The organism is Streptomyces sp. bgisy100 (genome assembly GCF_057709105.1).
In genome coordinates this window covers 18,632-30,949 of sequence record NZ_JBYITE010000028.1, presented here as the reverse complement: position 1 = coordinate 30,949, position 12,318 = coordinate 18,632, and the positions used below count along the sequence as shown (strand labels likewise).

The window sequence follows — 12,318 nt, the reverse complement described above, 5'->3', positions numbered from 1 at the left end:
CACACTTGGAAGATCGGAAATGCCGACCGACCGGGGAGAGGTGGTCCGCGTGCTGCGCAGACTTCGCAAGCTGATCGCACCGGCGCGACACGGGGAGCGGCCGGTGCGGCCCGCTCCCCGTGGGCACAACCTGTTCGAGGCCGCCGCCGTCTATGTGGCGGCGGGCATCGAGGACGACGAGAACCGGCTCACCGAGGCGGCCGGCTGGGTCTCGCCGGAAGCGCTGTCGTTCGGGGTGAACGAGCTCGCCCAGCGGGCCGTACTGGCTCTCGCGCGAGAGCGGCGCACCTCACCGCAGACCGTGGCGCGGGACCTGCTGGGCCTCCCCGTCGGCTGACGCGGCAGGCCGGAACGGCCCGCCCCGGCGTGGACGGGCTCTCGACGGCGGGGCGTGCCACTGGCTAGGGTGCGCGCACCACGAGCCGGAGAATCGCAGACCAAGGGGAGGGTGGCCGTGTCCGTGACCGAGGACGCCCGGGACACCGACGACGCGTTGTTCGTACTGACCGCGGTACTGCTCACCCCCGCACAGTTCCCGAGCGTGCTCGGCGACGACTATCCGGAGGCGTGTGCCGTACTCGGTCTGGAGCCGTTCGAGGACGGCTACGGCCTGGTGCTCGGACAGGACGGCGACGGGGCGCGCTGGACCGTGGTCGTCGACGACGTGTCCCTCGTCGCCTGCGCCATCGCGGCCTGGGACTGCGGCATGGAGTACGACCTGTCGCCCGACGAGCGGACCGTGGTGGCCGCCCTGCCGGGCTGGCCGCTGGCCGTGGCGGTCGCCGCGCCGGGCGTGCCCGCCCCGCACGATCCGGCTCCCGACCCGGAGCTGGGCCTGGACCGGCCGCCGCTCAGCCCGCCGGACGCCGGGCAGTGGGGGCCCGCCCAGCGGCGGCTCGGGGCGGACGAGATCGCTCTGCAGTGGGCCGTCTGGCGGGAGCAGGTGGACGAGGACGTCGAGTTCGTGCAGCCGGGCGAGTCCGCGGAGGGGCAGCAGCACAGCGGGGTGCGCGCGGTCCTGGAACAGGCCCACGCCTATCTGGAATCGCCCCCGCCGCCCGGGCGGATCCGGTCGGCGTTCGCCGCGGGCGGCGCGCGCACGCTGCGCGTCGAAGGTCCTGGCTGGAGCATGGTCGCCCGCACCGACGACATCGCGTTCGTGCTGCTGGGCGACGAGCCGGGCGAGATCCTGCCGGTGGGCCGGGGCCCCGAGCTGCCGGGGCTGCTCAAGGCCCTCGACGACCTGGCCGTACGGCCGTCCTGACCGTCCGCGGCCCTGCCCCGCACTCTCCCGGCCGGTGGCCCGGATCCGTGCGGGGGCGACCGTCCGCCGTGGTCAGCGGTTCAGTTCCTTGCGGCTCACCCGGCGCAGCCGGCGGCGCTGCGAGGAGTCGAGCAGCAGGTACGCGCCCACGGGTACACCCACCATGACCAGCACCGCGGCCCAGAACGGCAGCAGCCAGATCAGCACGACCCCCAGGGCCACGCCCCCGATGGCCACCTTCGCATTCCTCGACATCTCCGACGCCTCCTTCACCGGCGACCGCCGCGGTCACCTGAGAGCCGCAGTCACTGGTGAGAACGGGCACCTGCACGCCACAGTTCCACCGCCCCGCGGCCGCCTGTCACCAGTGTCCCTCGGTACGCGCCGGGGCGCCGCCCCTTTGCCACGCCTCCTCCGCCCGGGGCGGCCCCGTCCCGGCGTGCGGGCCGTTTCCCAGTGCGGGGCGGCCGGTCCGGTGCAGGGCGGCCGGTCCCGGCGCGTAGGGGCGTGCCTGTGCGTAGGGAGCGTCCCGGTGCGCGGGCGGGCCGGGGCACCACTGGCAGTCCCGGCGCGGGGACCGGGACCAACGGGACGGAGCCCCGGGACCGGCCCGCGGGGCCGTCCCGGCGCGCACGAGCACCGGCCGGCCCGCTCCCCCGCCGAGCGCCCGCGCCTCAGCGCTCCAGGACGAGCGCGATGCCCTGGCCGACCCCGATGCACAGGGCCGCCAGTCCCGTTCCCGATCCGGCGGCGGCGAGCTGGTGGGCGACCGAACCGGCCAGCCGGGCGCCGGACGCCCCGAGCGGGTGGCCGATGGCGATGGCGCCGCCGCGCGGGTTGACGATCTCCGGGTCGAGGTCGGGCCACTCGGCGAGGCAGCCGAGCGCCTGGGCCGCGAACGCCTCGTTGAGCTCGACGGTGCGCAGGCCGGAGAAGTCCCGGTCCGCCCTGCCGAGGGCCCGTCGCACCGCTTCGACCGGGCCCAGGCCGAAGTACTGCGGCTCGATGCCGGTGACGGCCGAGGCCCGGACCCGGGCGAGAGGCTCCCGGCCGGTGGCCCGCAGCCCCGCGTCGTCGACCAGCAGGAGCGCCGCGGCCCCGTCGTTGAGCGGTGAGGAGTTGCCCGCGGTGACGGTGCCGTCGCGGCGGAAGGCGGGCTTCAGCTTCGCCAGGGCCGCCGGCGAGGTGCTGTCCCGGATGCACTCGTCCCGGGTCAGGTCGACGCCCTCGTACGGCACGGTCTCCGCGTCGTACGCGCCGTCCTTCCAGGCACGCGCCGCCTTCTCGTGGCTGGCGAGCGCGAACGCGTCCTGCGCCTCGCGGCTGATCCGGTGCCGGTCGGCGACGAGTTCGGCCCCCTCGCCCAGCGGCACGGTCCACTCCTGCGGCATGCGGGGATTGGTCATCCGCCAGCCGAGCGTGCTGGAGTACAGCTCCTGATGGCCCGCGGGGAAGGCGCGCTCCGGCTTCTGCAGGACCCAGGGCGCCCTGCTCATGGACTCCACTCCCCCGGCGAGGACGACCGAGGCGTCACCGACCGCGATGGCGCGGGCGGCCTGGAGGACGGCCTCCAGGCCGGATCCGCACAGCCGGTTGACGGTGGTGCCCGGGACGGTGACGGGCAGGCCGGCGAGCAGCACGGCCATGCGGGCGACGTCGCGGTTGTCCTCCCCGGCGCCGTTGGCGTCGCCGAAGTACACGTCGTCGATGCGGTCCGGTTCGAGTCCGGGCGTCCGGTCCACGAGGGAGCGCACCACATGGGCGGCGAGGTCGTCGGGGCGCACCCCGGAGAGCGCACCGCCGTACTTGCCGATCGGGGTGCGGACGGCGTCCACGATCCAGACGTCACGCAGACGGTCGGTCATCCAGTGCTCCTTCCGGCGGCCTCGGGGGCGCACGGGGCGGTGAGTCCGCGGTGAACGGCTGATGCGGTTGTTCCTCCTGCTCGCGCAGCGAGTTTCCGTCCGGTCCGGGAGCCTGTCAACGCCCGCCGGACCGCCCCGGCGCCGGGAGGGCTTCCCGGCACGGGGGCATGGCGGACAGCAGGAGCGCTCCCGGGGCCGGTGGGGCTGCGGGCCGGCTCCGCGGGCTCAGCGCGGGAAGACCTCGAAGGCCACCGCAGGCCGGCCGCCGAACCGGGCCGCCGCCGCGTCCGTGGCGCCCCTCAGGAAGGTGCGGCAGTACGTCTCCGGGTCCTCGTCCGTCAGCGCCTCGATGTAGGTGCGGTGCGCGAGGAGGGACCGCACCCCGCGGTCGATCCCGGCGGTGACGTCGACGGCGTGGGTGGGGTGCGGGGAGCCGGTGACGGCCACCCAGCGCACCCCGTTCCACGGCACCAGCCCCTGCTCGATCAGCTCGGGGAAGATCCACCGGTTCCCCGCGTCGGCGGCGGCGTCGAGCACGGCACGGCCCACCGCGCGGTGGTCGGGGGTGTTCCAGTAGGTGCCGCCCCAGGTGTCGTGGTGATTGAGGGTCAGGACCAGGTGCGGGCGGTGCCGGCGGATGGCCGCGGCGAAGTCGCGCCGCAGCGCGGTGCCGTACTCGACGACCCCGTCCGGGTGGCCGAGGAACTCGACCGAGCCCACGCCCACGACGGCCGCGCTGTCCCGCTGTTCCCGCTCCCGCAGCGGCGCGCACCGGTCGGGCTCCAGGCCGTCGATGCCGGCTTCGCCCCGGGTGGCCAGCAGGTAGGACACCTCGGCGCCGCGGTCGGTCCAGGTGGCGACCGCGGCGGCGGCGCCGTACTCCAGATCGTCGGGGTGAGCGACGATCGCCAGGGCGCGTTCCCAGTCGGTGGGCAACGGCTCGAGCTGCTCGGTCATCGGCGCCTCCAGGTGCGAACGGACGGTTTCGTACGGATCCGTTGCCGAACCCGGCTTCGTACGGATCCGTTGCCGAACCCAGCCTCGCAGGCCACGATGGATCCAGCCGCTCCGACATCCGCAGACCGTCCGGTCCGGCAGGGCGAAACCGGCCGGGACGGCGAACCACTCCGGGAAGTACGCCTTGGCCAATCCGTGGGTCGCCCTGGAAGCGGGCGCCGACTGCACCGAACGGGCCGCCGCCGTGCGCCGGGCCCATGATGTCTTCACCTCGGCCGGCGCCGTGGGCCGTCCCGTGCGGTCCGTCGTCGCCGAGTCCTGGCGGCGCTCGGCCCGGGCCCGGGTCAGCCCCGATGTCACCGCCGCGGTCGAACTCTGCGACGGCGACCTGGGCCTGCACCGGGAGGCGCATCCGCTCGCCCGGGTGATGCCGCTGTTCCGGGAGCTGATGGGGACGTTCGCGGTGGACGGTGAGCATCTGCTGGCGGTCTGCGACGCGGAGGGCAGGCTGTTGTGGGTGGAGGGCCATGCCTCCGCCCGGCGCCGTGCGGACCGGATGAACTTCGTCCCCGGCGCGCGCTGGGCCGAGTCGGCGGTGGGGACCAACGCTCCGGGCACGGCGGTCGCGGTGGACCGTCCGGTACAGGTCTTCGCCGCGGAGCACTTCAGCCGTGGCGTGCAGACGTGGACCTGTGCGGCGGCCCCGGTGCACGATCCGCGGACGGGGCGGCTGCTCGGCGCGGTGGACATCACCGGCGGCGACCGGCTCGCCCACCCGCACAGCCTGGCCTTCGTGCAGGCCGTGGCGCGGGCCGCCGAATCCCAGCTGGCCCTGCTCGCGCCGGAGCCGGGCGAGCCGCCGGCCCTGGAGCTGAGCGCGCTCGGCCGGGACGAGGCGCTGCTGGTGCACGGTGGCCGGAAGCTGCGGCTGAGCCGCCGGCACAGCGAGATCGCGGTGCTGCTCAGCTGTCATCCGCAGGGGCTGACCGGGGACGAACTGCTGCTCGCCCTGTACGAGGACGAGGCGGTGACGCCCGTGACGCTGCGCGCCGAGATGTCCCGGCTGCGGCGCACCGTGGGCGAGGACGTGCTGGGCTCCCGTCCCTACCGGTGGACCGTGCCCGTGGAGGCCGATTTCGAGACGGTTCTGCGGCGGCTGGGCTCCGGCGCCCCGGCCTCGGCCATGGGCTGCTACGACGGGCCGCTGCTGCCGGGGTCCGCCGCCCCGGCGGTGGCCCGGCTGCGCGCCCGGATCCAGGGGCAGTTGCGGGCCGCGCTGCTCGCCGGGCGCGACCCGGAGCTGCTGGGGGCCTGGACGGGCAGCCCCTGGGGCGCCGACGATCTGGAGGCCTGGACCGCTCTCGCCGCGGCTCTCCCGCCGGGGACTGCCCGTACCGCGGTGGTGACGGCGCGCCTGCGGGAGCTGGACGCCGGGCTACGGGCACCGGGTGACGAACACGCCGACAGCGCAACGTGGTTGCAACCTCGCTGTCAGTAGCCTGGGCGCGGACGCCGTCCGACGACGGACGGCACGACTCCCGGGAGGCCACCGAGATGACCTTGTACTCCGCACCCGGCACGGACGGCGCGAAAGTCTCCTTCCAGTCCCGTTACGACCACTGGATCGGCGGCGCGTACGTCCCGCCCGCACGGGGCCAGTACTTCGAGAACCCGTCTCCGGTCAACGGCCGGGCCTTCACCGAGGTGGCCCGCGGCACGGCGGAGGACGTCGAGGCGGCCCTCGACGCGGCGCACGCCGCGGCACCCGCCTGGGGCCGCACGGCGCCGGCCGAGCGCGCGGGCATCCTGCTGCGCATCGCCGACCGGATGGAGGAGCATCTGGAGGAGCTGGCGGTCGCCGAGAGCTGGGAGAACGGCAAGCCGATCCGGGAGACGCTGGCCGCCGACATCCCGCTCGCCGTCGACCACTTCCGCTACTTCGCCGGCGCGCTGCGCGCTCAGGAGGGCGGTCTCAGCGAGGTCGACGACGACACCGTCGCCTACCACTTCCACGAGCCGCTGGGCGTGGTGGCCCAGATCATCCCGTGGAACTTCCCGATCCTGATGGCCGTGTGGAAGCTGGCTCCGGCACTGGCCGCCGGGAACGCGGTCGTCCTCAAGCCGGCCGAGCAGACCCCGGCGTCCGTCCACGTCTGGCTGAACCTGGTCGCCGACCTGCTGCCGCCCGGCGTGGTGAACATCGTCAACGGCTTCGGCGTGGAGGCCGGCAAGCCGCTCGCCTCCAGCCCCCGGGTCGCGAAGATCGCCTTCACCGGCGAGACCACGACGGGCCGGCTGATCATGCAGTACGCCAGCGAGAACATCAAGCCGGTCACCCTCGAACTGGGCGGCAAGAGCCCGAACATCTTCTTCGACGATGTCTCGGCCTCCGACGACGACTTCCTCGACAAGGCGCTGGAGGGTTTCACCATGTTCGCCCTCAACCAGGGCGAGGTGTGCACCTGTCCGTCGCGGGCGCTCATCCAGCAGGGCCACTACCAGGAGTTCCTGGAGGCGGCGGTGGCCCGCACCGAGAAGATCGTGCCCGGCCATCCGCTGGACACGGACACGATGATCGGGGCCCAGGCCTCCAACGACCAGCTCCAGAAGATCCTCTCGTACCTCGACATCGGCCGGCAGGAAGGCGCCAAGGTACTGACCGGCGGCGGAGTCGCCGAACTCGGCGGTGAGCTGGCGGACGGCTTCTACGTCCAGCCGACGATCTTCGAGGGCGGCAACCACATGCGGATCTTCCAGGAGGAGATCTTCGGCCCGGTCGTGTCGGTCACCTCGTTCACCGACTTCTCCGACGCCATGAAGATCGCCAACGACACGCTCTACGGCCTGGGCGCCGGGGTGTGGACCCGCGACATCAACACCGCCTACCGGGCGGGCCGGACGATCCAGGCGGGCCGGGTCTGGACGAACTGCTACCACGCCTACCCGGCCCATGCGGCGTTCGGCGGCTACAAGCAGTCGGGCATCGGGCGCGAGACCCACAAGATGATGCTGGAGCACTACCAGCAGACGAAGAACCTGCTGGTGTCGTACTCGGCGAAGAAGCTGGGGTTCTTCTAAGGGCCTGAAGAAAGGCGCCTGAACTGGTTCTCTTACCCGTCAGGCGCCTTTCGTTCGGCCCGCATGGAGCAAGGCCGGTATGGGTTGCACCTCGCAGATCCCACTAGTGCCGCATCAGCCAACATTCGCCCCGTAGTGCCTCAGATCGCGGATGGCACAGGTCTCGGCGAACGCAACGTCTGAAATCCGCCAGTGTGCTCGTGGCCCGTCGGGCGAGAATCCGCTCATGACCGTTGAAGCGCAGGGAATCCGCATCCGGCATCGCGGGCATGAACCGCAGGTCCATCCCACCGCCTACGTCGCCCCGACGGCCACGCTCGTTGGTGATGTCCGCGTGGGGCCGAGGGCGCGGGTGATGTACGGTGCGGTGCTCGATGCCGAGGGGTCTCGGATCGAGGTCGGGGAAGCGGCGGTGATCTGCGAGAACGCGGTGTTGCGCGGGTCTGCGGTCGCCGGCGACCAGCCGGTCCTTGTCGACGACCACGTCTTCGTGGGGCCGCATGCCACGCTGCTGGGCTGCGAGGTGGGCAGGTGCGTCTATGTGGCGACCGCGGCGACGGTCCTGCAGGGCGCACGATTGGGGGCCGGCTCGGTTGTCGCTGTCGGCGCGCTCGTCCATGCGCGCGCCGTTTTGCCGGACGAGTTCTTCGTGCCGCCGCAAACCGTGGCGCTTGACGCGCCGCTGCGGTTGCTGGCCCCAGGCGATCCAGGTCTGGCAGAGGCCGTCGGGCGGGTGGGTTTCGCGCAGGTGGCGTTCGGCGTCGACGCGGAGTGGACCGATCGGATCAGCCGGTACGAGCGCATCGCGGAGGTGCGCGTCGCCGAGTTCGGCACGCACGCAGACGATGAGGTCCTGAATCTCGGCTAGCGCCGACGTGTAATAGATGTCGCTCCATACTCCGCCGTCTGGCGCGGTGACGTCGACCTGGTCGAACGGCCCGTTCTTGGAGTACTTGAAGTATGTCGTGTGCTCGAGGGCGTCGCTCTGGTACTTCACTCGGCCCTGCTCGTCGTACTCGTTGACGGTGATGACCGTCCCTAGGGCGTCGGTGACCGTGTTGAGCAGGGGGCTCTCGTAGCCGTAGTGCTCGGTGCAGCCATCCAGGGTCTGCACACCCGTCAGCTGTCCGCCGGTGTAGTCGCCGTCGACGAAACGGCGGTCGGGATCTTCTGGCGCCTGGCGGCGACCCGCTGCTATCCGGGCATCATCGTGGACTGACCCGGACGCCCCGCGTGGTGCGGTACGACGCCGAACAGACCGCTGGGACCTTCGCTCCTCCGGGCGCGGGCAGGAGGTACGCCCGTATCCCGTGCCGCGTACCGGACCGGTCAGTCCGAGGGGATCGACGGTTCCCGAACATTCCGCCCGCTGACATACCAGGCGGCAATTTGCGCACGTGAGCTGAACCCGAGCTTGGTGAGGATGCGTTGCACGTGTCCTTCGGCCGTGCGGGAGGCGATGACCAGGTGCGTTGCTATCTCCCGGTTGGTCAGGCCCTCGGACACCAGCTTGGCGATCTGCCGTTCTCTCGGCGTCAGGTCCGCCTCGTCACCGTCGGCCTGCCGTTGCTCGCCGGCCGAGGGCACCGTCTCGAGCGCGTAGTCGACCGCTGCCCGTTCGGACAGGTCGCAGCCGCGCTGGAACGCGGCGTCGTAGCGGTCGTCGCCCAGGGCCGCGCGGACCCTGCCGATGTGCTGATGGTGCGCCACTCCCACCGGGTGGAAATAGTCCGGCGAGGTGCCGACCGTCCGCCACATGGTGGCGGCGGCACCGCTCAGGGTCGCTGCCCGGACGTGGCGCGCCTGACGTCCGCTCACCCAGGCGAGGATTTCGAAGGCGAAGGCCATCAAGACCTTGGCGCTCACCCGGCGGCGCAGGTTCAGGGCCTCGCGCGCCGCCGCTTCCGCGTGCGCCAGGTCGTGGTCGAGCTCGACGAAGGAGAGGGCCAGGAGTGCCCAGGCGCGCCAGACCACCTCTCCGCGCCGCACGCTGACGGCAACTGCTTCCTCGAGGAGGGCCAGGCCCCGCTCGCGCTGCCCCGTGGCCCCGAGGACGAAGCCATGGAGGGACATCGCGAGGAGCCTGCCGCTGAGTTCGTCCACCGAGCTGAACCCGGACACGGCGTCGGCGGTGAGCAGTGCTGCCTTATCGATGTCTCCCGAGGATGCGGCTTTCACCCCCTCCACGAGCGTCACATACGCGCTTTCCTTCGTGAGGCCGAGCCTTCCGGCCGACTCGGCAGCCTCGGCGAGCTGCGCCTGTGCGGCGCCGACGTCACCTTGCAGCAGTGCAACCCAACCGTTCCGGCGCAGCGCCGAGGTGCGCTCCGGCGAAGGCTCGGAGCTTGCCGCCAGTGCTTGGTCGAGCCAGTGGCGCGTCACGCTGTTGAAGCCCTGGGCGCCCAAGTAGGTCCCCAGCTTGTCGGCCAGGCGGAGCGCGAGGACGGCGTCACCGGGCTGGGTGAGGCAGAAGTTGAGGGCCTCCCGCAGGTTGGCGTGCTCGCGTCGCAGCCGCAGAATCCAGGAATCCTGATCCGGTCCCATCCAGTCGGCCTGGAATTGCTCCACCATGCGGGCATACCAGTCACGATGACGACGGTGGACGGCAGCGTACTCGCCGGCCGCCACAAGCCGGGCCTCGCCGTACTCCCGTATGGTCTCCAGCATCCGATAGCGCACGCGGCCGTCACGCTCGTCGCGGATCAGGATGGATTTGTCGACGAGGGAGAGGACGATGGTCCGTATCTCCTCCGCCGCCATCCCGTCACCGGCGCCGACAAATTCGATGCCGTCCAGGTCGAAGCTGCCGGAGAATGCTGATGCCCGGGCCCACAGCTGTTGCTCGGGCCGCGAGCACAGGTCGTAGCTCCAGTCGATCAGCGCCTGCAGCGTGCGTTGCCGTGTGGGTGCGTTCCGGGGGCTGACGGTGAGCAGGCGATAGCGTTCGGACAGGCGCTCCTCGATCTGACCGAGCGACAGTGCACGCAGCCACACCGTGGCCAGCTCGATCGCCAGCGGTATCCCGTCGAGTGCGCGGCACAGGCGGGCGATTGCCGCGCAGTCCTGGCTCTGCAGGTTGAACCCGGGCAGCACGGATCCGGCACGGTCGACGAACAGCTTCACCGAGTCGTACTGCGTCAGCGCGTCCGGCGACGGCACCGCTTCCGGGCTGGGCACCGGCAGCGGAGGAACCACCGAGGTCGTCTCGCCGTACACGCCGAGCGACTGCCGACTCGTCGCCAGGATCCGCACTCGGGGACACGCTCGAATGACGGCATCGATGAACAGCGCACAGTCGTCGATCAGATGCTCACAGTTATCCAGCGTGAGGAGCACCTCGCGGGAGGCGAGGTACTCGACCGTCATGTCGATCGTGGTGCGCGAGGGTTGGTCGTGCAGGCCGAGTTGCGCCGCCACCGTGTGCGCGAACAGCGAGGAATCACGCAATTCAGCCAGTTCGATGAAGCGCACGCCGTCCCGGAAACTCCGCCGCACGGCGGCGGCCACATGCAGGGCGAGGCGAGTCTTGCCCACCCCTCCGGGGCCGGTGAGCGTCAATAGCCGTGAGGATTCCAGCAGTCGTTTCGCATCGGTCACCTGCTGGCGCCGGCCGACGAAACTGGTGACGTCAGCCGGAAGGGTCTCGATCCCCTCCAGGACGCTGGGCCGAGCCACGGAAGTCATACTTCCGGAGATTAATCGACCCCTGAACGGGATAGAAATCTACTCGAAAGTAGTTTCGGATACCGAGTTTGAGCCGAGACTGCGGGGATGCCGGCGCCGAGAGCGAGGCAGAGGCCCGCGCGAAGGCACCCTGCTGAAGCACCCCCGGGAGCCGCGGTCAGTACCCCGTGCCGGATTGCTTGTCCGTCCCGGCCGACCGGGGCCCGGGCCTCGGTCGGCCTTCTTCGCCACGGTCTGGACGATCTTTCGGGCAAGCCTGTCACCGCCGGTGGGGTCACATCTCATCGACGTGGCCCCCACCGGCGGTGAGCCTCAGGCGCGGTGCTCGTCGAGGAAGTCGGCGATGAGCTTCTGCCACTCCTCGGGGCGTTCCACCATGGGCAGGTGGCCGGTGTGGATCTCCACGAGCCGGGCGCCGGGGATGGTGTCGGCGAGCTGGTGGTGCTGGCGGGTGGAGGTGAACCAGTCCTGGGTGGTGGAGATGACCAGGGTGGGCGCCTTGATGTGCGGCAGGTCGTCGCGGACGTCGACCCGGGGGGCCAGCTCCGCGTGCTCGGGGGTGCCGTCCGCGACGCTGGCGGCGGTGAATCCGATCGCCTGCTGGAGCTGCTCGTCCGGCATCACCTGCAGCGCGTCGGCACCCAGGGCCATCATCGTCAGGTACTCGGCCAGCAGTTCGCGGTCGCCCGACTCGGCCAGCTGGCGCCAGACGGACGCGGCGAGAGCGAGGCGGTTGTCCCGGTGGGGGAAGGTGGCGGTCAGCACCAGGGCGGTGACGCGTTCGGGGTGGCGGGCGGCGGCGCGGACGGCGACGGGGCCGCCGAGGGAGTAGCCGGACAGGGCGAAGGTCTCCAGGCCCTCGGCGACGGCGGCGGCGACGAGCTGGTCGGCCAGGTCGTCCAGCTGCAGCGGTGCGGTGGAGCGGGGGGTGTCGCCGCTGCCGGGGTAGTCGATCCCGACGACGGTGTGGTGGGCGGCCAGCCCGTCCAGTATGGGGCCGTAGGTGCCGACCACGCTGCTGCCGGCGCCGTGGGCAAGGGCGAGGCCGGGACCGGAGCCCAGGACGGTGCGGGAGAAGGCGGCTTCGGGCAGAGTCCGTGCTGACATGGTGCGTTCCGTTCTTCGGAGTGGGGTCACGTGGTTCTTCTGCGCCGCGACCAGGAGCGGATCCGCTCCAGGGCGGGCAGCAGGGCCCGGCCGTCGGGGGTGAGTGTGTAGGTGGCGGGCCCGGGCGGGAGCCGGTCGTGGGTGACGAGGCCGGCGTCGAGGAGTTCGCGCAGCCGGTCGGCGAGCATCTTCACGCTGATGCGGTCGATGGCGGTGCACAGTTCGCCGAAGCGGGCGGGGCGGGTGGCCAGGGTGTGGAGGATGATGCCGTTCCACTTCTGGCCGAGGACCTCGAACGCGGCGGTGAGGTCCGCGTCGGCTGTCAGCGGCGCAAGGGTGGTGCGGGCTGCCATCGGTTCTCGG

At 71.8% G+C, this 12,318-nt stretch carries 12 protein-coding genes; 6 read left to right on the top strand and 6 right to left on the bottom strand.

What is annotated here, in order from left to right; genetic code table 11:
- Window positions 1-19: 19 nt before the first annotated feature.
- The gene (locus AC3EQ1_RS19330) at window positions 20-337 is read left to right on the top strand and encodes a hypothetical protein (RefSeq protein ID WP_432095572.1); all 318 of its coding nucleotides are present in this window, start codon (window positions 20-22) and stop codon (window positions 335-337) included.
- 117 nt (window positions 338-454) lie between these two features.
- On the top strand, window positions 455-1,264 hold the full coding sequence (locus AC3EQ1_RS19325) for a hypothetical protein (protein ID WP_432095571.1): 810 nt from the start codon (window positions 455-457) through the stop codon (window positions 1,262-1,264).
- 72 nt (window positions 1,265-1,336) lie between these two features.
- Here AC3EQ1_RS19325 and AC3EQ1_RS19320 read toward each other — a convergent pair whose 3' ends face one another.
- The 3 genes from AC3EQ1_RS19320 to AC3EQ1_RS19310 form a co-directional block, all read right to left on the bottom strand.
- Window positions 1,337-1,519, bottom strand: coding sequence for a hypothetical protein (locus tag AC3EQ1_RS19320; RefSeq protein WP_388854917.1), 183 nt, complete (start codon window positions 1,517-1,519; stop codon window positions 1,337-1,339).
- A 419-nt stretch (window positions 1,520-1,938) separates the two neighbouring features.
- The gene (locus tag AC3EQ1_RS19315) at window positions 1,939-3,129 is read right to left on the bottom strand and encodes a thiolase family protein (RefSeq protein WP_432095570.1); all 1,191 of its coding nucleotides are present in this window, start codon (window positions 3,127-3,129) and stop codon (window positions 1,939-1,941) included.
- Between the two features lie 225 nt (window positions 3,130-3,354).
- Window positions 3,355-4,086 carry a PIG-L deacetylase family protein gene (locus AC3EQ1_RS19310; RefSeq protein ID WP_432095569.1) on the bottom strand — a complete coding sequence of 244 codons (732 nt, stop codon included), beginning with the start codon at window positions 4,084-4,086 and terminating at the stop codon, window positions 3,355-3,357.
- A 184-nt stretch (window positions 4,087-4,270) separates the two neighbouring features.
- Here AC3EQ1_RS19310 and AC3EQ1_RS19305 point away from each other — a divergent pair, with 184 nt between their 5' ends.
- From AC3EQ1_RS19305 to AC3EQ1_RS19290, 4 genes are all read left to right on the top strand, one after another.
- A complete protein-coding gene (locus AC3EQ1_RS19305) occupies window positions 4,271-5,584 on the top strand; it encodes a GAF domain-containing protein (protein WP_432095568.1) in 1,314 nt (437 codons plus the stop codon).
- Between the two features lie 56 nt (window positions 5,585-5,640).
- Window positions 5,641-7,164, top strand: coding sequence for an aldehyde dehydrogenase (gene adh, locus AC3EQ1_RS19300; protein ID WP_432095567.1), 1,524 nt, complete (start codon window positions 5,641-5,643; stop codon window positions 7,162-7,164).
- Window positions 7,165-7,390: 226 nt separating this feature from the next.
- The gene (locus tag AC3EQ1_RS19295; protein WP_432095566.1) at window positions 7,391-8,032 is read left to right on the top strand and encodes a gamma carbonic anhydrase family protein; all 642 of its coding nucleotides are present in this window, start codon (window positions 7,391-7,393) and stop codon (window positions 8,030-8,032) included.
- A gap of 216 nt (window positions 8,033-8,248) precedes the next feature.
- The gene (locus tag AC3EQ1_RS19290; protein ID WP_432095565.1) at window positions 8,249-8,383 is read left to right on the top strand and encodes a hypothetical protein; all 135 of its coding nucleotides are present in this window, start codon (window positions 8,249-8,251) and stop codon (window positions 8,381-8,383) included.
- 110 nt (window positions 8,384-8,493) lie between these two features.
- On the opposite strand, the gene AC3EQ1_RS19285 is transcribed toward AC3EQ1_RS19290, so the two are convergent.
- The 3 genes from AC3EQ1_RS19285 to AC3EQ1_RS19275 all read right to left on the bottom strand — a co-directional run bounded on the left by AC3EQ1_RS19285 (window position 8,494) and on the right by AC3EQ1_RS19275 (window position 12,308).
- The gene (locus AC3EQ1_RS19285) at window positions 8,494-10,848 is read right to left on the bottom strand and encodes an ATP-binding protein (protein ID WP_432095564.1); all 2,355 of its coding nucleotides are present in this window, start codon (window positions 10,846-10,848) and stop codon (window positions 8,494-8,496) included.
- Between the two features lie 312 nt (window positions 10,849-11,160).
- Complete coding sequence (locus tag AC3EQ1_RS19280) at window positions 11,161-11,955, bottom strand: alpha/beta fold hydrolase (protein WP_432095563.1); 795 nt, start codon at window positions 11,953-11,955, stop codon at window positions 11,161-11,163.
- Between the two features lie 26 nt (window positions 11,956-11,981).
- Complete coding sequence (locus AC3EQ1_RS19275; RefSeq protein ID WP_432095562.1) at window positions 11,982-12,308, bottom strand: winged helix-turn-helix transcriptional regulator; 327 nt, start codon at window positions 12,306-12,308, stop codon at window positions 11,982-11,984.
- Between the last annotated feature and the right edge of the window lie 10 nt (window positions 12,309-12,318).